Source organism: Streptomyces sp. ALI-76-A (assembly GCF_030287445.1).
Lineage (GTDB): Bacteria > Actinomycetota > Actinomycetes > Streptomycetales > Streptomycetaceae > Streptomyces.
The window spans coordinates 3,631,487-3,651,387 of the sequence record NZ_JASVWB010000002.1 but is presented as its reverse complement, the minus strand read 5'-3'; the positions used below and the strand labels follow the sequence as shown (position 1 = coordinate 3,651,387).

Sequence of the window (19,901 nt, the reverse complement as noted above, 5' to 3'; positions counted from 1 at the left end):
GGCCGTGATAAATCTGCACGACCGCCCGGCGAACACCACCCACGTTCGTCCGGGTGCGCCACCGAGCCGACGACCGTCGGCCAGGCAGAAAACTCCAGTATCCGGGGGGATCGAGACCCGATCCGAGGCCGACGAGAGGCCCGGGTCGGCATGGAGAAAGGCGCACCACACATGACCTCAGCGCAGGTCGACACGGACAAGGCCCCGAAGGAATCGGAAGAGGGGTACGAGCGCGGGCTCGGCAGCCGCCAGGTCCAGATGATCGCGATCGGCGGCGCCATCGGCGTCGGCCTCTTCCTGGGCGCCGGAGCGAACATCGCCAAGGCCGGCCCCAGCCTCATCCTCATGTACGCCCTGGCGGGCGTGATCATCTTCTTCATCATGCGGGCGCTCGGCGAGCTCCTGCTCTACCGCCCGGTCTCGGGCTCCTTCGCCGAGTACTCGCGCGAGTTCCTCGGCCCGTTCTTCGGCTACTTCACCGGCTGGACGTACTGGCTGATGTGGGTGGTCACCGGCATGGCCGAGCTGACCGCCGCCGCGATCTACGTCAACTACTGGTACCCGGCCATCCCCCAGTGGGTGACCGCACTGGTCTTCCTGGTGGTCCTGTTCGGGGTCAACCTGATCTCCGTGAAGCTCTTCGGCGAGCTGGAGTTCTGGTTCTCCATGGTCAAGGTCACCGCCCTGATCGGCATGATCGTGATCGGGCTGGGCGTCATCACCTTCGGCTTCAGCTCCGCCGGCGACACCGCCGCCGTCTCCAACCTCTGGGCCTTCGACGGCTTCTTCCCCAAGGGCGTCGGCTCGTCCCTGATGACCCTGCAAGGCGTCATGTTCGCCTACCTCGCCGTCGAACTGGTCGGCGTCACGGCCGGCGAGTCCGAGGACCCCGAGAAGACCCTCCCCAAGGCGATCAACACCCTCCCCTGGCGCATCGCCCTCTTCTACGTCGGCGCGCTCACCGTCATCCTCTGCGTCGTGAAGTGGACCGAGTTCGCGCCCGGGGTCAGCCCCTTCGTCGAGGCCTTCGCGAAGATCGGCATCCCGGCGGGCGCCGGCATCGTCAACTTCGTCGTCCTGACCGCCGCCCTGTCCTCGTGCAACTCCGGCATGTACTCCACGGGCCGCATGCTGCGGAACCTGGCCCACAGCGGCGAGGCGCCCGCGGTCTTCAAGAAGCTGTCCTCGACCAAGACCCCCGCTGTCGGCGTCACCGTCTCGGTCCTCTTCATGGGCATCGGCGTGGTCCTGAACTACGTCGTCCCCGAGAAGGCCTTCGGCTACGTCACCTCGGTGGCCACCGCGGCCGGCATCTGGACCTGGCTGATGATCCTGATCAGCCACGTCCTGTACCGCCGCGCGGTCGACGCGGGCCGCCTGCCCGCCTCCTCCTTCCCCGCCCCGGGCGGCGCCAAGTGCAGCTACGTCGCCATCGCCTTCCTGCTCTTCGTCACCGGCCTGATCGCGTACGACGCCGACGCCCGCGTCTGCCTGTACGTGATGGCGGGCTGGTTCGCCGCCCTCGGGATCGGCTGGCTGATCCTCAAGGGCCGCGACCCGCGCCTCACCGACCGGGGCGGCGAGCAGGAGCTCCAGAAGACCGGCTGACCTCCGCGCCCAGGATGCGGACCGGCCCGTACCGTCCCTCGGTACGGGCCGGTCCCTCTGCTTATCCTGACCACATGCTCACCATCACCCAGGCCCTGTTCGACCAGATCGTCGCCCACGCGCGCGAGGACCACCCCGACGAGGCGTGCGGCGTGGTCGCGGGCCCGGCGGGCTCGGGCCGCCCCGAGCGCTTCATCCCGATGCTGAACGCGGCCCGCTCGCCCACGTTCTACGAGTTCGACTCCGGCGACCTGCTCAAGCTCTACCGGGAGATGGACGACCGCGACGAGGAGCCGGTGATCATCTACCACTCCCACACCGCGACCGAGGCCTACCCCTCCCGCACCGACATCTCCTACGCCAACGAACCCGGCGCCCACTACGTCCTTGTCTCCACCGCCGACTCCGACGAGGCCGGCCCCTTCCAGTTCCGCTCCTTCCGGATCGTCGAGGGCGAGGTGACGGAGGAGGAGATCAAGGTCGTGGAGGCATACTGATCGTCGTACGCACCGGCAACTCGCCCTATCGGAGATGGTGTTGACGCGACCGTCGAACGGACAGCGCCCCACGCTCGAAGACGTCGCACGCCGGTCGGGGGTGTCGAAGTCCACGGTGTCACGGGTGATCAACGCCGAGCCCAGGGTGCGCGCCGAGGTCGTCGAACGGGTCCGCGAGGTGATCGCCGAACTCGGCTACGTCCCCAACCAGGCCGCCCGGCAACTGGTCACCCACCGCACCGGCGCCGTCGCGGTGGTGGCGGCCCAGCCGGAGAACCGGCTCTTCCTCGACCCGTTCTTCGACCGCCTGCTGCGCGGCATCCGCCGGGAACTCGCCCGCCACGGCGCCCAGGCCGTCCTGCTGTTCCTGGACGAGCCGGACGACTACCCGCGCGTGGCCGACTACCTCGGCGGCGGCCACGTCGACGGCGCCCTGCTGTTCTCCCTGCGCCCCGGCGACCTGCTGCCCGAGATGGTCGACCGCCTCGGCCTGCCCGCCGTCTTCGGCGGCCGTCCGCTGCTGCGCGAGGGCGACACCGTGCGCGGCCAGGTCTACGTCGACGGCGACAACCGCGGCGGCGCCCGGCAGGCCGTCCGGCACCTGGTCGCGCTCGGCCGTACCCGCATCGCCACCGTCACGGGGCCCTACGACCAGGAGAACTCCGCCGCCGACCGGCTCGCCGGCTACCGGGACGCCCTCCCGGAGGCCGCATCCCCCCTGGTCGAGCGGGCCGACTACACCCAGCGGGGCGGCGCCGACGCCATGGCCGCCCTGCTCGACCGGTGTCCCGGCCTGGACGCCGTCTTCGTCGCCTCCGACCTCATGGCGTCCGGTGCCCTCCAGACGCTGCGGGAGCGCGGCCGGCGGGTGCCCGAGGACGTGGCCGTGGTCGGCTTCGACGACCTGACGGAGATCGCCGAGTCGACCGACCCGCCGCTGACCACCGTCCACCAGGACGTCGAGGAGATGGGCCGGCTGATGGCCCGGCTGCTCCTCGACCGCACCCGGCGGCCCGACACCCCGGCCGCGGCCCCCGCGATCGTCCCCACCCGCCTGGTGCGCAGAAAGTCCGCCTGAACTCGGCAGTCTCACTCTCCGACCGGAAAGCGTCCGCAATGTGGGATCACATACGGGGATCCGGGCCGGGAATCGATACGATGAGCCCATGGTTTGTGACGACGTGAGCGAGAAGACGCCGGGCATGCTGCTCGTGGCGCGGCTGCACGTCGACCTGTGCAGGCTCGCCAGCGCCATCTGTTGACGCCCCGCCGCCACACGGCCGCGAGCCGGCGGGGGTACCTCCCGCGCCGACGCAGCCGGGCGTGGGGGATCCTGACCGCACCACCCCGCTGTACTGCGCTCCCGCGCGTCCACCGACCTGACCACTTCCGACAGGAGCCCTCAGCCATGGCCATCGAGGTCCGCATCCCGACCATCCTCCGCCCGTACACCGACGGCCAGAAGGCGGTGGAAGGCAACGGGGACACGCTCGCCGAGCTCTTCGCCGACCTCGAGAACCGGCATGCGGGCATCCAGGCCCGCATCGTGGACGGTGACCAGCTGCGCCGCTTCGTCAACGTCTACCTCAACGACGAGGACGTCCGCTTCCTGGACGGCATCAACACCAAGCTCACCGACGGCGACAACGTGACGATCCTGCCGGCCGTGGCCGGCGGCATGGTCTGAGGACCACTGACCACCGATGCGTTACGACTCCCCGCTGGCCGCGGTGGGCAACACCCCGCTGGTGCGCCTGCCGCGGCTCTCGCCGTCCTCCGACGTCCGGATCTGGGCCAAGCTGGAGGACCGCAACCCCACCGGCTCGGTCAAGGACCGCCCCGCCCTGCACATGATCGAACAGGCGGAGAAGGACGGCCGGCTGACCCCGGGCTGCACCATCCTCGAGCCCACCTCCGGCAACACCGGCATCTCCCTCGCCATGGCGGCCAAGCTCAAGGGCTACCGCATGGTGTGCGTGATGCCCGAGAACACCTCGCAGGAGCGCCGTGAGCTGCTCGCCATGTGGGGCGCCGAGATCATCCCGTCACCCGCCGCGGGCGGTTCCAACACCGCCGTACGGGTCGCCAAGGAGCTGTCCGCCGAGCACCCCGACTGGGTGATGCTCTACCAGTACGGCAACCCGGACAACGCCGGCGCCCACTACGCCGGCACCGGACCCGAGATCCTCGCCGACCTCCCCTCCGTCACCCACTTCGTCGCCGGGCTCGGCACCACCGGCACCCTGATGGGCGTCGGCCGCTACCTGCGCGAGCACAAGCCGGACGTGAGGATCGTCGCCGCCGAGCCGCGCTACGACGACCTGGTGTACGGCCTGCGCAACCTCGACGAGGGCTTCGTCCCGGAGCTGTACGACGCCTCCGTCCTCACCACCCGCTTCTCGGTCGGGTCCGCCGACGCGGTCACCCGCACCCGCGAACTCCTCCAGCAGGAGGGCATCTTCGCGGGCGTCTCCACCGGCGCCGCCCTGCACGCCGCGATCGGCGTCGGCAACAAGGCCGTGAAGGCGGGCGAGAGCGCGGACATCGTGTTCGTCGTCGCCGACGGCGGCTGGAAGTACCTCTCGACCGGCGTCTACACGGCGGCCACGACCGAAGAGGCCATCGAGACGCTCCAGGGCCAGCTCTGGGCATAGCCCCCGCGCGGCCCCGGGGCACTCCGCACGAGCGGCATCAGCGCCGAGGCAGGCGACGTCGGCCCGTCAGGGAGCGCCGTCCGGCGCGTGCTCCCGACGTACCGGCCGGAAGTCCTGGTACCGGACGTACGGGGGCCTTCGGCCGGTACGGCGAGTGGGGGCGGCTCCCACGCCCTTGAGGCAGTGGGGGAGCGGGCCGGCGCCACGACGGAGCCGGCGTCCCCCTGCCCCGGCCCTCCTAGCCGGCCAGGTGGCGGACCCGGTCCCACAGGGCCGGGTCCACCACCCCGGCCCGGCGCCGGAACTCCCGCACCGGCACCTGGCGCAGCTCGTCCGTCTCCAGGAAGCTCGCCCGGCCGCGCGTGTCGCCCACCGACCCCGGCGGCAGCGGGATCACCCCGGCCCGCTCGTCGTGGTACTTGCTGGTGATCTTCGCGACGGTCGCCCGGTCCCCGTGCACCACCAGCACCAGACACGGGCGGTCCTTGCCGCCGGGCCCGTCCTCGTACGGGACGTTCGCCCACCAGATCTCCGCCGGCCGCGGCCGCCCGCCGGTCTCCTCCGGACGCCCCGGCGGCCGGCTCCGACGGCCCGCGGGCCGATGCCCCCGCCCCCAGCCGTCGACGAGCACGGCGACCAGCGCGAGCAGTACGACCGCGACGAGCGCGAGCCACCAGGACGTGTCCATACGCACGACGTTACCGGCGCGCGATGACCACCGCGCGCCCCCTCGCTAGTCCCATGCGCCCCGGGTCCAGCCGAACCGGTGACACCACAGGTGAGTTCGCCCACAACAGCCCTTGGCGGAGGAGCGACCATGGGTTTCGCGCCTTACGCTCGACGGACCGCACGACCCGCCCGACGCCCTGTTACCGATCTTCCGGATTTCCCGCCAGCGGAGGTTTCTGCTTCATGAAGCTCACCGTCGTCGGCTGCTCGGGGTCGTTCCCGTCCGCGGAATCGGCCTGTTCGAGCTACCTCCTAGAGGCCGACGGCTTCCGGCTGCTCCTCGACATGGGCAACGGTGCCCTGGGCGAGTTGCAGCGCCACTGCGGTCTCTACGACCTCGACGCGATCTTCCTCAGCCATCTGCACGCCGACCACTGCATCGACATGTGCGCGTACTTCGTCGCGCGCTACTACCGTCACGACGGCGGCCGCTGCGACCCGATCCCCGTCTACGGACCCGAGGGCACGGAACACCGTCTCACCACGGCCTACGCGGACACCCCCACCGCCTCCTCCATGAGCGAGGTCTTCGACTTCCACACGGTCAAGCCGTCCACCTTCGACCTCGGTCCGTTCACGGTCCACACCGAACGGGTGGCCCACCCGGTCGAGGCGTACGGCATCCGCGTCGAGCACGGCGGGAAGACCGTCACGTACTCCGGCGACACGGGCGTCACCCCCGCCCTGGACGAACTCGCCCGCGACGCCGACCTGTTCCTGTGCGAGGCCGCCTTCACGCACGGCAAGGAGAGCATCCCCGACCTGCACCTCAACGGCCGCGAGGCGGGTGAGACGGCGGCCCGGGCAGGCGCCCGCCGCCTGGTCCTCACCCACATCCCCCCGTGGACCGACCCGCAGGTCAACCTCACCGACGCGCGCGCGGTGTTCGACGGCCCGGTGGAACTGGCGGTGCCGAGGATGTCGTACGAGATCTAGCCTTCCGTACGCGCGCGAAGGCCCCGGAACCTCGTCGGTTCCGGGGCCTTCGTCCTGCCGTACGGCGAGGCTCACGCCTTGGTGAGGTCCTCGACCTCCTCCTCGGGCTCGCGGCCCGGGGTGGGGAGGTTGAACTTGGTGATGGCGAAGCGGAAGACGGAGTAGTAGATCGCCGCGAAGACCAGGCCGATCGGGATGATCAGCCAGGGTTTGGTGGCGAGGTTCCAGTTCAGCGCGTAGTCGATGAAGCCCGCGGAGAAGGTGAAGCCCGCGTGGACGCCGAGCGCCCAGGTGACCGCCATCGAGATGGCCGTGAGCACCGCGTGGATCACATACAGCAGCGGGGCGATGAACATGAACGCGAACTCGATCGGCTCGGTCACACCGGTCACGAACGAGGTCAGCGCCAGCGAGATCATCATGCCCATCACGGCCTTGCGGCGCTCGGGACGCGCACAGTGGGCGATCGCGATCGCGGCGGCGGGCAGACCGAACATCATGATCGGGAAGAAGCCGGACATGAACTGACCGGCGGTCGGGTCACCGGCGAAGAAGCGGTTCAGGTCGCCGTGGACGACCGCGCCCGAGGCGTCCGTGAAGTCACCGATCTGGAACCACGAGACGGTGTTGACGAACTGGTGCATGCCGATCGGGATCAGCGCGCGGTTGATGAGGCCGAACAGACCCGCGCCGAAGGCACCGAGACCGGTCATCCACTCGCCGAAGTCGGAGATGACCTCGCCGATCGGCTCCCAGACCAGCCCGAAGAAGACACCCATGATCGTGCCGACGAACGCCATGATGATCGGCACCAGGCGGCGGCCGTTGAAGAAGCCGAGCCAGTCCACCAGCCGGGTGCGGTGGAACCGCTGCCACAGCACGGCGGACAGCAGACCCATGATGATGCCGCCGAGGACACCGGGGTTGTTGTAGGTCGCGGCTATGTCCGCGCCGGCCTGGACCTTCGCCTCGGTGACCGGGAACGCCTTCAGGACGTTGCTGTAGACCAGGAAGCCGACCAGGGCGGCCAGCGCGGTGGAGCCGTCGGCCTTCTTGGCGAAGCCGATCGCGACACCGATGCAGAACAGCATCGGCAGGTTGTCGAAGATCGCGCCACCGGCGGTGGCGAACACGGCCGCGACCTTGTCCCAGCCGAGGCCGTCCTTGCCGAACACGTCGGGCTGGCCGAACCGCAGCAGCAGACCCGCCGCCGGCAGCACGGCGATCGGGAGCTGCAGGCTGCGGCCGACCTTCTGCAGGCCCTGGAACAGGCCGGATCCCCGCTTCTTGGCGGGGGTCGCCGTTGCGGTGGCGGAGCTCATACTTCCTCCATCGGGTGGTGGTCTACACCACTCAGTGGTGTAGACCATGTTGTAGCACGATGAAGGAGAGATAAGGAACCCGCGAAAACCGTGACGATGAGGCTACGTGGAGCTACACCTTCGTGACGTCCTCGACCTCCTCCTCCGGCTCCCGCCCCGGAGTCTTCAGATCGAACCTCGTGATCGCGAAACGGAAGATCACGTAGTAGACGGCAGCGAAGCACAGACCGATCGGAATGATCGCCCACGGCCTCGTCGCGAGATTCCAGTTGATCACGTAGTCGATCAGGCCCGCCGAGAAGCTGAAGCCGTCATGCACCCCGAACGCCCACGTCACCGCCATCGACACACCCGTCAGCAGCGCGTGCACCACGTACAGCAGCGGCGCGATGAACAGGAACGAGTACTCGATCGGTTCCGTGATCCCCGTGACGAACGACGTCAGCGCCACCGACAGCATCAAACCGCCCACCTCCTTGCGGCGGTGCGGCTTCGCGCAGTGCGTGATCGCCAGCGCCGCCGCCGGCAGCGCGAACATCATGATCGGGAAGAAACCCGAGGTGAACTGACCCGCGTCCGGGTCTCCCGCCAGGAACATGTTGATGTCCCCGTGCACCACCGTGCCGTCCGGCTTGGTGTACGTGCCGAACTGGAACCAGATGGGCACGTTCAGGAACTGGTGCAGCCCGATCACCAGCAGAGCGCGGTTCGCCACCCCGAAGATGCCCGCACCCCACGCGTCCAGACCGTCCAGCCAGTCGCTGAAACTCTCCAGCGCGTCACCGATCGGCGGCCACACCCACAGACACAGCGCCGCGAACGCGATCGCGACGAACGCCATGATGATCGGCACCAGCCGGCGGCCGTTGAAGAAGCCGAGCCAGTCCACCAGCCTCGTCCGGTGGAAACGCTGCCAGAAATAGGCCGACAGCAGACCCATGACGATCCCGCCGAACACACCCGGGTTCTGAAAGGTGAACGCCGTCACCGTGCCGTCGACCGTCGCCTGACAGCCGATGCCGGTGACGGCCGTCGCCCCGTCAGGACAGTCCTCCGGGAACTGGCGCAACACGGAGAAGTAGACGAGGAAACCCGTCACCGCCGCCAGCGCCGTCGAACCGTCCGCCTTCTTCGCCATGCCGATCGACACACCGACGCAGAACAACAGGGGCAACCCCAGCTGACCGTCCAGCAGCGCGCCGCCCGCACCCGCCATCACCTTCGAGACATTGGTCCACCCCAGCCCGTCGTCACCGAACACATCAGGCTGGCCCAGCCGGTTGAGGATGCCCGCCGCCGGCAGCACGGCGATCGGAAGCTGCAGACTGCGGCCCATCTTCTGCAGACCCTGGAACAGACGGTTCCAACGGGCGCGCGCGGGACCACTGGTGTCGGCGCTCTCGGCACTCATGGTTTGGCGACCGCCTGTCAGGTGGTGTAGACCAGTCACGGACGATTTGGGTGCTGTGACGTCATCCTTCGGTACGCGCGCCACGATCGCTCGCAAAGATGGGCCAACTGTGGGTTACTGCCAAAAAGCGGTTCGGATCAGGGAGAAGGAACATGGCCACCAAGGCTGAGAAGATCGTTGCCGGACTCGGCGGCATCGACAACATCGAAGAGGTCGAGGGCTGCATCACCCGCCTGCGCACCGAGGTCGTCGACGCCGGCAAGGTCGACGAGGCCGCCCTGAAAGCCGCCGGCGCCCATGGAGTCGTGAAGATGGGCACCGCCATCCAGGTCGTCATCGGCACCGACGCCGACCCCATCGCCGCGGAGATCGAAGACCTCATGTGAGCCACCCGAGCCACCGTCCCCGACGGCCCGCGCTCCCTCGAACGGGCCTTCTCCCACCGCGGGAGGGGCCCGTTCCGCACGTACGGATAGGCTCAGCGCCATGTCTCGAATCGACGGCCGCACCCCCGAACAACTCCGCCCGGTCACCATCGAACGCGGCTGGAGCAAGCACGCCGAGGGCTCCGTCCTCGTCTCCTTCGGCGACACCAAGGTCTTCTGCACCGCCTCCGTCACCGAAGGCGTCCCGCGCTGGCGCAAGGGCAGCGGCGAGGGCTGGGTCACCGCCGAGTACTCGATGCTGCCCCGCGCCACCAACACCCGCGGCGACCGCGAGTCCGTCCGCGGCAAGATCGGCGGCCGCACCCACGAGATCAGCCGCCTCATCGGCCGCTCCCTGCGCGCGGTCATCGACTACAAGGCCCTCGGCGAGAACACCATCGTCCTGGACTGCGACGTCCTCCAGGCCGACGGCGGCACCCGCACCGCGGCCATCACCGGCGCGTACGTGGCCCTCGCCGACGCCGTCTCGTGGGCCCAGGCCAAGAAGCTGGTCAAGGCCGGCCGCCGGCCCCTGACCGGCACGGTCAGCGCGGTGTCCGTCGGCATCGTCGGCGGCGTCCCGCTGCTGGACCTCTGCTACCAGGAGGACGTCCGCGCCGACACCGACATGAACGTCGTCTGCACCGGCGACGGCCGCTTCGTCGAGGTCCAGGGCACCGCCGAGGCCGAACCCTTCGCCCGGGACGAACTCAACTCCCTGCTCGACCTCGCGGTCGCCGGCTGCACCGACCTGGCGGCCTTTCAGCGCAAGGCACTTGATACGGTCCTCGAAAAGTAAAGGGCGCCCCAAGAACGACGGCCACCGCGGGCAACCGCGCCGACCGTCCCCGCGTCACTATGGGTACGGGCGCACGGCACACCACCGTGCGCCCGGCCAGCACGGGGGGCCCACCGGGGGCCTGACCCCAACGGGAGGGAACAGATCCATGGCCGCGAGCCGACGCCGCCGAAGTCGCCGTACCGCCATCGCCGCCGCCGTCGCGGCGGTCGGGCTGACGGTCGGACTCACCACCGGCTGCGACGCCGTCAACAAGGCACTGGACTGCGTCCAGACCGCCGACGCCATCGCCGACAGCGTCACGGACCTCCAGCAGGCCGTCGCAAGCGCCTCCAACGACCCGACGCAGCTGCAGGAGTCCCTCGACTCCATCGACCAGAACCTCGACGAGATCGGCGACAAGACCGACAACGCCGACGTCAACAAGGCGGTCGACGACCTCGCCGCGGCCGTCACCAACGTCCGCACGGCGGTCGAGAAGGGCGACGAGACCCCCGACCTCAGCCCCGTCACCGACGCCGCCGGCGAACTGACCAAGGTCTGCACCCCGTAAACCGGCGGCGGGCGGGGCCGCGATACTGGACCCCATGACCCGCCTGATCCTCGCCACCCGCAACGCCGGAAAGATCACCGAACTCAGGGCGATCCTCGCCGACGCAGGTCTCCCGCACGACCTCGTCGGCGCGGACGCCTACCCCGAGATCCCCGACGTCAAGGAAACGGGCGTCACGTTCGCCGAGAACGCCCTGCTCAAGGCCCACGCCCTCGCCCAGGCCACCGGCCTGCCCGCCGTCGCCGACGACTCCGGCCTGTGCGTCGACGTCCTCAACGGCGCCCCCGGCATCTTCTCCGCCCGCTGGGCCGGCCGCCACGGAGACGACCAGGCCAACCTCGACCTCCTCCTGGCCCAGTTGTCCGACATCCCCGACGAACACCGCGGCGCCCACTTCGCCTGCGCGGCGGCACTCGCCCTGCCGGACGGCACGGAACGCGTGGTCGAGGGCCGCCTCCGCGGCACCCTCCGCCACGCCCCGACCGGCACGAACGGCTTCGGCTACGACCCGATCCTCCAGCCGGAGGGGGACACGCGGACCTGCGCGCAACTGACCCCGCAGGAGAAGAACGCGATCAGCCACCGGGGACAGGCGTTCCGGGGGTTGGTGCCGGTGGTGCGGGAGCTGTTGGGCTGAGAAACGGGGGAGGGGCCGCCCGGCTGGGGCGGCCCCTTCAGGTGTGCGGCCGATGGGAGTCGAACCCACATGGGCAAATGCCCCGAGGCACCTAAAACCTCTGCTTATACCATTCAGCAACGGCCGCCTACCCGCTCATGCTACCGGGGATGACCCCGATGTCGGCGCCCCCCTCGGCACCACGTGCTGGTGGTCGCGTGACAGTTGGGGCACAGCAGCCGCAGGTTCTCGCGCCGGTCGTCGCTCCAGTCGCCGTTGATGTGATCGACCTCCAGAGTCATGGGCCGGCCGAGCCACTCGGGACCCACTCCGCACTCCGCGCACTCCTCTGGGACGCCGATCTCACGGAGCGAGCGCCGCAGCAGGTGTGTTCTTGTCCGGCGCCCGCCGTCGTGCTTGATCAGGATGTCCTTGGCACGTTTGACAGGGGTCGTCCCCTCCTTTCCACGCTGATGGCCTTGTCCCAGGAAGTGGGAGGTGTCGAGACCGTCGTCGGCCACCCACTGTCGCAACCGGGTGCGCGCCGGGCCGCTGTAGGGGGCCAGACCCAGCGCGCGCAGGGCGTCGGCGATGGACGTCGCTCCCTCGACCGCCCGCCGCAACTCGTCGGCCGCCGGTCTACGGCGCGCTCCGGTTCGGTTCCGACGTGGCATGTGGGAGACATCGATTCCGAAGTGGTCGAAGCGCCGGAAGAGATGACGGCGAAGATTGCCGTAAGGCCTGGTACCGAAGTAGGCGATGACCTCGTCGATGTCGGAACACCGCGCGGCGGCCTCCGCCAACCGTTCGCGGGTGTACTGCACGCCGGTCATGAAACGGCACCTCCCGCACGCCTCTTGCCACGCCCTCGATAACTGTCCGTCGTGGAATGGCAGTTGGGGCACAGCAGCCGCAGGTTCTCGATGCGGTTGTCCCGCCAGTTGCCGTTGATGTGGTCGACCTCCAGGGGGAGCGGACGATCTCGCCACACCGCCGCTGTGCCGCACAGGGCGCACCGCTCGGGGACACCTCTGACCGTCATCGCCCACTTGAGCCGGTCACTCGGAATGCGCCGGGCCTCAGCGGCCGGCTGCTCGACGAGCAGGCCTTCCGGTGTGCGTGGTCGCCAAGCCCTGCCGCGCCGGGTCGGTACCTGGAAGTGCGAGGTGTCGATCCCGTACGCCTTCACCCGGCGGCTGATGTGCGTGTGGTGCCCGCCGACCACCTCGAGTCCGAGGTGGCGCAGCACCTCGCACATGTTCGTCGACGCCGAGACCGCTGCCTGAAGGACCTCTCGGGTCCAGCGGACCCCCTCCCGCTCGAAGTGCGAGACATCCACCCCCAGCTTCCTCATCCGCTCCAGGACATACCGGCGGGTCGAACTCCGCGGATCGACCCCCAGCCTCGCCAACGCCTCCGACAAGGTGCGCGACCCCCGAGCGGCCTGCTCCAACCGCTCCCTCGGATACGCACTGGCCCCCATCGATCCCCTCCCGTATCTCGGCCACGCGTTCGTGGTCTCGTACGGAGTAACGAACCGATTGTCGGACAGTCACGCGGAGGATGTGGAGCGGCCCGTACCGGGGCGTGCCGGTGCGGGCCGTTGTCGGGGGTGGGGCGGGGTCAGATCGCCAGGTCCTTGATGATCTTCGCCACGTGGCCGGTCGCGCGGACGTTGTACAGGGCCCGTTCGACCGTGCCGTGCTCGTCGACGACGACCGTGGAGCGGATGACGCCCAGGTAGGTCTTGCCGTAGTTCTTCTTCTCGCCGAAGGCGGCGTAGGCCTCGGTGACCGTCTTGTCGGGGTCCGCGAGGAGGGTGACCTTCAGGTTCTCCTTCTCGCGGAACTTCGCCAGTTTCTCGGGCTTGTCCGGGGAGATCCCGATGACGTCGTACCCCGCGCCGGCCAGCACGTCGAGGTTGTCGGTGAAGTCGCAGGCCTGCTTGGTGCAGCCTGGGGTCAGCGCCGCGGGGTAGAAGTAGACGATGACCTTGCGTCCCCGGTAGTCCGACAGGGAGATCTCGTTGCCGTCGGCGTCGGGGAGGGTGAAGGCGGGGGCTGCATCCCCGGGCTGGAGTCGCTCGCTCATCGGGCTAGCGTAACCGGGGGTCCTGACAGCGCGGCGGCGCGTGGAGCTGACAGACTGTCCGGACAAGCAGCGGCAACAGGCAGCGGCAACAGGCATCAGCTGACTTCGGAGGCCTTACGGTGGCGGAGACGTCGGACACGAGAACCCCGGCGCAGATCGAGGCGGACATCAAGCGCCGCCGCGAGATGCTGGCCGAGACGCTCGACGAGATCGGGGTGCGGGTGCATCCCCGGACGATCGTGGGCGATGCCAGGGCCAAGGTCGCGTCGAACATCGACCACACGCTCGGGCGGGCCTACGTCGGGGTCAACCGGGCGGTCAGTGACGTGAAGGCCCAGTTCGTCGACGAGGAGGGCGCGCCCCGGCTGGAGCGGGTGGTGCCGGTGGCGCTCGTCGTGGTCGGGCTCGTGGGGCTGCTGGCCCTGGGAACCCGGCGGCGCAAGGGCTGACCCACCGGCCTACGGACGCGTCGAAGGCAGGTAGGTTCAGAGCTGTGAGCGCCAACAGAAACGAGCACAGCACCCAGCACGACAAGCTGCCCATCCGGATGCTGCACGACCGGGTTCTCGTGCGGCAGGACACCAGTGAGGGCGAGCGGCGTTCCGGTGGCGGGATCCTGATTCCGGCCACCGCGGCCGTCGGGCGCCGGCTGGCGTGGGCGGAGGTCGTCGCCGTGGGGCAGAACGTACGGACCGTGGAGCCGGGCGACCGGGTTCTGTTCGATCCGGAGGACCGGGCCGAGGTGGAGGTGCGGGGCGTCCCGTACGCCCTGATGCGGGAGCGTGATCTGCACGCGGTGGCCGCGGACCGCTTCGAGGGGTCCGAGGACTCGACCGGGCTGTATCTCTGATGCAGCGGTGAGGAAAGGGCTGGTGACCTCGGTCACCAGCCCTTTCCTCATGCGGTGGCTCGCCGGGTGTCACTCCCGGCGGCTCGCCAGCTGGGGGACCGTGCCGGTCGTCCCTCCTTGCTGGGTGCCGTCCGTGGTGCCGCCGGTCGTGTCCCCGGTGGTGCCGCCGTCCGAGGTGCCGCCGTCGGTGGGATCGCCGGTGGTGCCTCCCGTGGTCCCGTCGGTGGTGCCGCCGCCGGTGGTGGTGCCGCCGTCGGTCGTGCCCCCGGTCGTCCCGCCCGTGGTGTCGCCGCCGCCGGTGGTGCCGTCCGTGGTGCCGCCGGTCGTGTCCCCGGGGGTGCCGCCGTCCGTGGTGCCGCCGTCGGTGGGATCGCCGGTGGTGGCTCCCGTGGTCCCGTCGGTGGTGCCGCCGTCGGTGGTGGTGCCGCCGTCGGTCGGGTCCACGGGGATGTCGGTGTCGGGGGCCTCGGGCTCCGAGGAGCCCGGCTGGAGCTGGAGGTCGAAGTCGGTGACCGGCTTGCCCTTGAGGGCGTCCTTGGTGAACTGGGCCCAGATCTCGGCCGGGGCGCCGCCGCCGTTGATCCGCGCCAGGCCCATCGCCCCGTAGAGCGGCTTGTGGGCGGCGGTCACCGGGTCCTGGCCCATGACGGAGACGACGGTGGCGAGGTCCGGTGTGTAGCCGGCGAACCAGGCGGCCGTGTCCTCCTCGGCCGTGCCGGTCTTGCCCGCGGCGGGACGGCCGGCGGCCTGCGCGGCGGTGGCCGTGCCGTTCTGGACGACGCTCCGCAGGACCGCCGTGGTGGTGTCGGCGGCCTCCCGGCTGACGGCCTGGCTGGTCTTCTTCCGGGGCAGCTCGATGTCTCCGGCGCCGCCCCGGGTGATCTTCTCGATCATCGTGTACGTGCCGTGCCGGCCGTGGTTGGCGAGGGTGGCGTACGCCTGCGCCATGTCCAGGACGCTCGCGGTGGACGGGCCGAGCGCGATGGACGGGGACGCGGTCAGGTCGGGGGTGTTCGCCGGGATGCCCAGGTCGATCGCGGTCTCCTTGACCTTGTCGGAGCCGACGTCGACGGCCAGCTGGGCGTACACCGAGTTGACGGACTTGTCGGTGGCCTCGCGGACGGTGATGTCGCCGTAGGAGACCTGGTCCTCGTTCTCGGGCGCGTAGGCGCCGCCGTCCCAGCCGACGATGGGGCGCTTGTTGGTGCCGTCGTAGACCGTGTTCGGGGTGATGACGCGGCCGTCCTGCGTCTCGGAGTGGTTCTGGACGGCGGAGGTGAACACGAACGGCTTGAAGGTGGAGCCGACCTGGAAGTCGCCGCGGGTGGCGTTGTTCGTGTACTGCTTCACGTAGTCGATGCCGCCGTACATGGCGAGCACCTTGCCGGTCCTGGGGTCGATGGCGGCGCCGCCCGCGCGGACGTACGTGTCGACCTTGCGGTTCTTCTTGTCCAGTTTGTCCATCAGCTGGTCGTTGACCGCGTCGACGAAGGCGTTCTGCTTGCCCTTCTGAAGCGTGGTCGTGATGCGGTAGCCGCCGACGGCGAGCTGGTCCTTGTCGAGGATCTTGTTCTCGGTGAGGTAGTCCTTGATCGCGTCGACGATGTAGCCGCGCTGCCCGGACATGCCGGTGGAGACCGTGGCCTCCTTCGGCATCGGGAACGTCATGCCGGCCCGCTCGGACGCGGTCAGCCAGCCCTTGGTGACCATGCCGTCCAGGACGTAGTTCCAACGGGCCTGCGCCGCGCCCTTGTTCTCCGGGTGGGCGACGACGTCGTACTCGCTCGGCGCGTTCAGCAGCGCGGCGAGGTAGGCGCCCTGGGCGGCGTTCAGTTCGGAGGCGTCGACGCCGTAGTAGGCCTGGGCGGCGGCCTGGATGCCGTAGGCGTTGCGGCCGAAGTAGCTGGTGTTGAGGTAGCCCTCGAGGATCTGGTCCTTGGTCTCCGTGCGGTCCAGCTTGATCGAGATGAAGAACTCCTTCACCTTGCGGGTGACGGTCTGCTCCTGGGCCAGGTAGTAGTTCTTCACGTACTGCTGGGTGATCGTCGAGCCGGACTGCTTGCCCTTGCCGGTGGCGGTGTTCCAGCCGGCGCGGAGCATCGCCTTGGGGTCGATGGCGGACTCGCTGTAGAAGTCGCGGTCCTCGGCGGCCAGGACGGAGTGCTGGGCGTCCTTGGAGATCTGCCCGAGAGAGACGTTCTCCCGGTTGACCTCGCCGTCCCGGGCGAGCTGGCTGCCGTCCGCGTACAGGTAGACGTTGCTCTGTTTGGTGGCGAGCGCGTTGGCCGGCGGGATGGGGACGATCGAGTAGCCGAGGAAGAACAGGCCGGTCAGCAGGAGGACGCCCATGACGAACGTGGCGAGGACCATCCGCCAGGTGGGGACGGCGCGCCGCCAGCCCGTCCGCCGGGGCCGCTTGGCCTTCTTGCCGGCCGGCGCCCCGGACTCGGGCTCACCGGACCCGGGATCTGCGGCCGCTTCCGGCTCGCTCGGTGCCCAGCCCTGCTTCGGCTGCTGCGGCTCGTCACTCATGTCGTGCACGGACTCCTGTTTCGCGTCGTACGTTCCCGTACGCCTCGTACGCCTTCTGCGGCCCCTATTGAAGACTCTCGCACCGCGGGTTCCGTTCCCGACAATCGGCACGCGTTGCGCTCGGAAAACGCCTGGCCTGCCGGGCCGCCGCAGGACTAGGCTCCTGCGCTTCGGTGCCGTGCGGCGAGGAGGACGACTGCGGTGGGTTCGGCGCGGTTGTACGCGGCCGTCGCGTCGGGGGGCTTCCGACGGTACGCGACGTATCGGGTGGCCACGGCGGCGGGGGTGTTCACGAACACCGTCTTCGGGCTGATCCTCGTCTACACCTATCTGGCGCTGTGGGACGAGAGACCGCACCTGGGCGGGTACGACCAGGCGCAGGCCGTCAGCTTCGTGTGGCTGGGGCAGGCGCTGTACGCGACGCTGGCGATCCAGGGCGGCGGTTTCGAGACCGAGCTGATGGAACGCATCCGCACGGGTGACGTGGCCATCGACCTGTACCGGCCGGTGGACCTGCAACTGTGGTGGCTGGCTCACGATCTGGGGCGGGCGCTGTTCCAGCTGGTGGGGCGGGGGGTGATCCCCTTCGCGTTCGGGGCGCTCGTCTTTCCCACGGCGCTGCCGGACGATCCGGTGACCTGGCTGGCCTTCCTGGTCGCTGTGGTGCTCGCGATGATCGTCAGCTTCGGGATCCGCTTCCTGGTGGCGCTGAGCGGGTTCTGGCTGCTGGACGGCACGGGCGCGCTTCAGGCGATGGTGGTCACCGGGATCTTCTGCTCGGGGATGACGCTGCCGCTGAACGCCTTCCCGGGACCGCTGGGCGAGGTCGTACGGGCGCTGCCGTGGGCGGCGCAGTTGCAGATGCCGGCCGATCTGCTGATGGGGGAGACGGGCCCGCTGTCCGCCTTCGCGTTCCAGGCGGTGTGGGCGGTGGCGCTGCTGGCGGCCGGGCGGCTGTTGCAGGGGGCGGCGACCCGGCGGGTGGTGGTCCAGGGTGGGTGAGGTCGGGCGTGTCCGGGAGCGCGCGGGTGCGGGGGAGCGCGAGGGTGTGCGGGAGTCCCGCCGGGTGCGGGAGGGTCTGCGGGCCTACCGGCTGATCTCGGCCATGTGGATCCGCTCCACGCTGGCCTACCGGGTGTCCTTCGCGATGACCGTGTTCGGCACCCTGCTGGTGACCGGGCTGGACTTCGTGGCGATCCTGCTGATGTTCTCGCAGGTCGACGTCCTCGGCGGGTACACGTTGCCGGAGGTGGCCTTCCTGTACGGGCTGTCGGCGACGGCCTTCGGGATCGCGGACCTGACGATCGGCTCGGCGGGCCGGCTGGGCTCGCGGGTGCGTGACGGCACGCTCGACACGCTGCTGGTGCGGCCCGCTCCGGTGCTGGCCCAGGTCGCGGCGGACCGTTTCGCGCTGCGCCGGCTCGGCCGGATCACCCAGGGGGCGCTGGTGCTGGGCTGGTCCCTGGTGGCGCTGGACATCGACTGGACGCCGGGCAGGGTGCTGATGGTGCCGGTGACGCTGCTGTGCGGCGGGGCGATCTTCTCGGCGGTGTTCGTGGCCGGCGCGGCCTTCCAGTTCGTGGCGCAGGACGCGTCCGAGGTGCAGAGCGCGTTCACGTACGGCGGGCAGACGCTGTTGCAGTATCCGCCGACCGTGTTCGGCAGGGAGCTGGTGCGGGGGGTGACGTTCGTGTTCCCGGTGGCCTTCGTCAACTGGGTGCCGGCGTCGTATGTGCTGGGGCGGCCGTATCCGCTGGGGCTGCCGCGGTGGGCGGCGTTCACGTCCCCGCTGGTGGCGCTGGCGTGCTGCGCGTTGGCGGGGCTGGCCTGGCGGACGGGGCTGCGGTCGTATCGGAGTACGGGGAGCTGAGGACGCGTGGACGCGGGTTTCATCGTGGTGGACCGGCTGGAGAAGGTCTTCGACGTGCGCAAGAGGACCGGTTTCCTGCGGCGGGAGCGGCGCCGGGTGCGCGCGGTCGATTCGATCTCCTTCACCGTGGCGCGCGGTGAGATGGTCGGTTACATCGGTCCGAACGGTGCCGGGAAGTCGACGACGATCAAGATGCTCACCGGCATCCTGACGCCGAGCGGCGGCCGGCTGCGGGTCGCGGGCATCGACCCGTCGCGGGAGCGGACCCGGCTGGCGCACCGGATCGGGGTGGTGTTCGGGCAGCGTACGACGTTGTGGTGGGACCTGCCGCTGATCGATTCGTACCGGCTGATGCGCCGCATGTACCGCATCCCCGACGGCCGGTATCGCGAGAACCTCGACACGCTCGTCGAACTGCTGGGTCTGGCGGACCTGTTGGACGTTCCGGTCCGGCAGCTGTCGCTCGGTCAGCGGATGCGCGGGGACATCGCGGCGGCCCTGCTGCACGACCCGGAGGTGCTGTACCTGGACGAGCCGACGATCGGGCTGGACGTCGTCTCCAAGGGCAAGGTGCGGGGTTTCCTGCGGGAGTTGAACGCCGAGCGCGGCACCACGGTGCTGCTGACCACGCACGACCTCCAGGACATCGAGCAGTTGTGTTCCCGCGTGATGGTCATCGACCACGGGCGGATGATGTACGACGGTCCGCTCACCGGACTGCACGAGGCGGGCGACGGCGAGCGGATCCTCGTGGTGGACCTGGAGCGGGAGCTGCCGCCCGTCGAGGTGCCGCCCGCGCGGGTGGTGAAGGTGGACGGGCCCCGGCAGTGGCTGGCGTTCCCGGCGTCGCAGTCGGCGGCGCCGCTGGTGGCGCGGGTCGCGGCGGAGTATCCGCTGGTGGATCTGTCGGTGCGGGAGCCGGACATCGAGGCGGTGATCGCGAAGATGTACGTCGAGCGGACGACCACGTGACGACCGCCCGACGCCTGCCCGACGCCCGCCCCGGCC

Annotated in this window: 23 protein-coding genes and 1 tRNA gene; 16 read left to right on the top strand and 8 right to left on the bottom strand. The window is 69.8% G+C overall.

Translation table 11 applies throughout. The features are described from left to right. Window positions 1-171 precede the first annotated feature (171 nt). The 6 genes from QQS16_RS17265 (at window position 172) to QQS16_RS17245 (ending at window position 4,759) form a co-directional block, all read left to right on the top strand. Entirely contained in the window at window positions 172-1,608 is a 1,437-nt protein-coding gene (locus tag QQS16_RS17265; RefSeq protein ID WP_286062657.1) for an amino acid permease, read from the top strand. A gap of 74 nt (window positions 1,609-1,682) precedes the next feature. After that, entirely contained in the window at window positions 1,683-2,105 is a 423-nt protein-coding gene (locus tag QQS16_RS17260) for a M67 family metallopeptidase (RefSeq protein WP_286062656.1), read from the top strand. 34 nt (window positions 2,106-2,139) lie between these two features. Continuing rightward, complete coding sequence (locus QQS16_RS17255) at window positions 2,140-3,183, top strand: LacI family DNA-binding transcriptional regulator (RefSeq protein ID WP_286062655.1); 1,044 nt, start codon at window positions 2,140-2,142, stop codon at window positions 3,181-3,183. 88 nt (window positions 3,184-3,271) lie between these two features. Further along, on the top strand, window positions 3,272-3,367 hold the full coding sequence (locus QQS16_RS43530) for a putative leader peptide (RefSeq protein WP_353479674.1): 96 nt from the start codon (window positions 3,272-3,274) through the stop codon (window positions 3,365-3,367). Between the two features lie 146 nt (window positions 3,368-3,513). Then, window positions 3,514-3,792 (top strand): MoaD/ThiS family protein, encoded by a 279-nt coding sequence (locus QQS16_RS17250; RefSeq protein ID WP_286062654.1) that lies wholly within the window; start codon window positions 3,514-3,516, stop codon window positions 3,790-3,792. Between the two features lie 16 nt (window positions 3,793-3,808). Then, window positions 3,809-4,759, top strand: coding sequence for a PLP-dependent cysteine synthase family protein (locus QQS16_RS17245; protein WP_286062653.1), 951 nt, complete (start codon window positions 3,809-3,811; stop codon window positions 4,757-4,759). Between the two features lie 238 nt (window positions 4,760-4,997). Here the strand turns inward: QQS16_RS17245 and QQS16_RS17240 are convergent, their stop codons facing one another. Continuing rightward, window positions 4,998-5,447, bottom strand: a complete 450-nt coding sequence (locus QQS16_RS17240) for a type II toxin-antitoxin system PemK/MazF family toxin (RefSeq protein ID WP_286062652.1) — start codon at window positions 5,445-5,447, stop codon at window positions 4,998-5,000. A 224-nt stretch (window positions 5,448-5,671) separates the two neighbouring features. Here QQS16_RS17240 and QQS16_RS17235 point away from each other — a divergent pair, with 224 nt between their 5' ends. After that, window positions 5,672-6,424, top strand: a complete 753-nt coding sequence (locus QQS16_RS17235) for an MBL fold metallo-hydrolase (RefSeq protein ID WP_286062651.1) — start codon at window positions 5,672-5,674, stop codon at window positions 6,422-6,424. 71 nt (window positions 6,425-6,495) lie between these two features. Here QQS16_RS17235 and QQS16_RS17230 read toward each other — a convergent pair whose 3' ends face one another. Both QQS16_RS17230 and QQS16_RS17225 read right to left on the bottom strand, forming a co-directional pair. Next, window positions 6,496-7,746, bottom strand: a complete 1,251-nt coding sequence (locus QQS16_RS17230) for a PTS transporter subunit EIIC (protein WP_286062650.1) — start codon at window positions 7,744-7,746, stop codon at window positions 6,496-6,498. Between the two features lie 112 nt (window positions 7,747-7,858). After that, a complete protein-coding gene (locus QQS16_RS17225; RefSeq protein WP_286066358.1) occupies window positions 7,859-9,157 on the bottom strand; it encodes a PTS transporter subunit EIIC in 1,299 nt (432 codons plus the stop codon). A 152-nt stretch (window positions 9,158-9,309) separates the two neighbouring features. Between QQS16_RS17225 and QQS16_RS17220 the strand changes: the two genes are divergently transcribed. The 4 genes from QQS16_RS17220 (at window position 9,310) to rdgB (ending at window position 11,571) form a co-directional block, all read left to right on the top strand. Then, window positions 9,310-9,543 (top strand): PTS sugar transporter subunit IIB, encoded by a 234-nt coding sequence (locus QQS16_RS17220; RefSeq protein ID WP_286062649.1) that lies wholly within the window; start codon window positions 9,310-9,312, stop codon window positions 9,541-9,543. Between the two features lie 100 nt (window positions 9,544-9,643). Further along, window positions 9,644-10,381, top strand: coding sequence for a ribonuclease PH (rph, locus tag QQS16_RS17215; protein WP_286062648.1), 738 nt, complete (start codon window positions 9,644-9,646; stop codon window positions 10,379-10,381). Window positions 10,382-10,529: 148 nt separating this feature from the next. Next, the gene (locus QQS16_RS17210; protein WP_286062647.1) at window positions 10,530-10,934 is read left to right on the top strand and encodes a hypothetical protein; all 405 of its coding nucleotides are present in this window, start codon (window positions 10,530-10,532) and stop codon (window positions 10,932-10,934) included. A 34-nt stretch (window positions 10,935-10,968) separates the two neighbouring features. Next, window positions 10,969-11,571: an RdgB/HAM1 family non-canonical purine NTP pyrophosphatase gene (rdgB, locus tag QQS16_RS17205; protein ID WP_286062646.1), complete on the top strand. Its 603-nt coding sequence runs from the start codon at window positions 10,969-10,971 to the stop codon at window positions 11,569-11,571. Between the two features lie 44 nt (window positions 11,572-11,615). Here the strand turns inward: rdgB and QQS16_RS17200 are convergent. The 4 genes from QQS16_RS17200 to bcp form a co-directional block, all read right to left on the bottom strand. After that, window positions 11,616-11,698, bottom strand: a tRNA-Leu gene (locus QQS16_RS17200). Window positions 11,699-11,711: 13 nt separating this feature from the next. Beyond that, a complete protein-coding gene (locus QQS16_RS17195) occupies window positions 11,712-12,383 on the bottom strand; it encodes an HNH endonuclease signature motif containing protein (protein WP_286062645.1) in 672 nt (223 codons plus the stop codon). Continuing rightward, window positions 12,380-13,033 carry an HNH endonuclease signature motif containing protein gene (locus tag QQS16_RS17190; protein ID WP_286062644.1) on the bottom strand — a complete coding sequence of 218 codons (654 nt, stop codon included), beginning with the start codon at window positions 13,031-13,033 and terminating at the stop codon, window positions 12,380-12,382. The genes QQS16_RS17195 and QQS16_RS17190 overlap by 4 nt, the downstream gene beginning before the upstream one ends. Window positions 13,034-13,173: 140 nt before the next feature. Further along, window positions 13,174-13,641 (bottom strand): thioredoxin-dependent thiol peroxidase, encoded by a 468-nt coding sequence (bcp, locus tag QQS16_RS17185; protein ID WP_286062643.1) that lies wholly within the window; start codon window positions 13,639-13,641, stop codon window positions 13,174-13,176. 119 nt (window positions 13,642-13,760) lie between these two features. On the opposite strand from bcp, the gene QQS16_RS17180 reads away from it, so the two are divergent. Together QQS16_RS17180 and QQS16_RS17175 are read left to right on the top strand one after the other, a co-directional pair. Next, entirely contained in the window at window positions 13,761-14,090 is a 330-nt protein-coding gene (locus QQS16_RS17180) for a DUF3618 domain-containing protein (protein ID WP_286062642.1), read from the top strand. A gap of 44 nt (window positions 14,091-14,134) precedes the next feature. Further along, complete coding sequence (locus tag QQS16_RS17175; RefSeq protein ID WP_286062641.1) at window positions 14,135-14,491, top strand: GroES family chaperonin; 357 nt, start codon at window positions 14,135-14,137, stop codon at window positions 14,489-14,491. A gap of 69 nt (window positions 14,492-14,560) precedes the next feature. Here the strand turns inward: QQS16_RS17175 and QQS16_RS17170 are convergent, their stop codons facing one another. Further along, on the bottom strand, window positions 14,561-17,023 hold the full coding sequence (locus QQS16_RS17170) for a transglycosylase domain-containing protein (RefSeq protein WP_286062640.1): 2,463 nt from the start codon (window positions 17,021-17,023) through the stop codon (window positions 14,561-14,563). Between the two features lie 201 nt (window positions 17,024-17,224). Between QQS16_RS17170 and QQS16_RS17165 the strand changes: the two genes are divergently transcribed. From QQS16_RS17165 to QQS16_RS17155, 3 genes are all read left to right on the top strand, one after another. Further along, window positions 17,225-18,025 carry an ABC transporter permease gene (locus QQS16_RS17165; RefSeq protein ID WP_286062638.1) on the top strand — a complete coding sequence of 267 codons (801 nt, stop codon included), beginning with the start codon at window positions 17,225-17,227 and terminating at the stop codon, window positions 18,023-18,025. Window positions 18,026-18,128: 103 nt separating this feature from the next. Further along, window positions 18,129-18,893 (top strand): ABC transporter permease, encoded by a 765-nt coding sequence (locus QQS16_RS17160; protein ID WP_286066357.1) that lies wholly within the window; start codon window positions 18,129-18,131, stop codon window positions 18,891-18,893. A 6-nt stretch (window positions 18,894-18,899) separates the two neighbouring features. Further along, window positions 18,900-19,865 carry an ABC transporter ATP-binding protein gene (locus QQS16_RS17155; protein WP_286062637.1) on the top strand — a complete coding sequence of 322 codons (966 nt, stop codon included), beginning with the start codon at window positions 18,900-18,902 and terminating at the stop codon, window positions 19,863-19,865. Window positions 19,866-19,901 lie beyond the last annotated feature (36 nt).

Bases quoted from the DNA above. Each gene is read 5' to 3' on its own strand.
- QQS16_RS17170 (WP_286062640.1), bottom strand. From the start codon at position 17,023: ATGAGTGACGAGCCGCAGCAGCCGAAGCAGGGCTGGGCACCGAGCGAG.
- QQS16_RS17220 (WP_286062649.1), top strand. From the start codon at position 9,310: ATGGCCACCAAGGCTGAGAAGATCGTTGCCGGACTCGGCGGCATCGAC.
- QQS16_RS17245 (WP_286062653.1), top strand. From the start codon at position 3,809: ATGCGTTACGACTCCCCGCTGGCCGCGGTGGGCAACACCCCGCTGGTG.
- QQS16_RS17255 (WP_286062655.1), top strand. From the start codon at position 2,140: ATGGTGTTGACGCGACCGTCGAACGGACAGCGCCCCACGCTCGAAGAC.
- QQS16_RS17230 (WP_286062650.1), bottom strand. From the start codon at position 7,746: ATGAGCTCCGCCACCGCAACGGCGACCCCCGCCAAGAAGCGGGGATCC.
- QQS16_RS17190 (WP_286062644.1), bottom strand. From the start codon at position 13,033: ATGGGGGCCAGTGCGTATCCGAGGGAGCGGTTGGAGCAGGCCGCTCGG.
- QQS16_RS17195 (WP_286062645.1), bottom strand. From the start codon at position 12,383: ATGACCGGCGTGCAGTACACCCGCGAACGGTTGGCGGAGGCCGCCGCG.
- QQS16_RS17240 (WP_286062652.1), bottom strand. From the start codon at position 5,447: ATGGACACGTCCTGGTGGCTCGCGCTCGTCGCGGTCGTACTGCTCGCG.
- QQS16_RS17225 (WP_286066358.1), bottom strand. From the start codon at position 9,157: ATGAGTGCCGAGAGCGCCGACACCAGTGGTCCCGCGCGCGCCCGTTGG.
- QQS16_RS43530 (WP_353479674.1), top strand. From the start codon at position 3,272: ATGGTTTGTGACGACGTGAGCGAGAAGACGCCGGGCATGCTGCTCGTG.
- QQS16_RS17160 (WP_286066357.1), top strand. From the start codon at position 18,129: ATGTGGATCCGCTCCACGCTGGCCTACCGGGTGTCCTTCGCGATGACC.
- rph (WP_286062648.1), top strand. From the start codon at position 9,644: ATGTCTCGAATCGACGGCCGCACCCCCGAACAACTCCGCCCGGTCACC.
- bcp (WP_286062643.1), bottom strand. From the start codon at position 13,641: ATGAGCGAGCGACTCCAGCCCGGGGATGCAGCCCCCGCCTTCACCCTC.
- QQS16_RS17265 (WP_286062657.1), top strand. From the start codon at position 172: ATGACCTCAGCGCAGGTCGACACGGACAAGGCCCCGAAGGAATCGGAA.
- QQS16_RS17260 (WP_286062656.1), top strand. From the start codon at position 1,683: ATGCTCACCATCACCCAGGCCCTGTTCGACCAGATCGTCGCCCACGCG.
- QQS16_RS17250 (WP_286062654.1), top strand. From the start codon at position 3,514: ATGGCCATCGAGGTCCGCATCCCGACCATCCTCCGCCCGTACACCGAC.
- QQS16_RS17210 (WP_286062647.1), top strand. From the start codon at position 10,530: ATGGCCGCGAGCCGACGCCGCCGAAGTCGCCGTACCGCCATCGCCGCC.
- rdgB (WP_286062646.1), top strand. From the start codon at position 10,969: ATGACCCGCCTGATCCTCGCCACCCGCAACGCCGGAAAGATCACCGAA.
- QQS16_RS17235 (WP_286062651.1), top strand. From the start codon at position 5,672: ATGAAGCTCACCGTCGTCGGCTGCTCGGGGTCGTTCCCGTCCGCGGAA.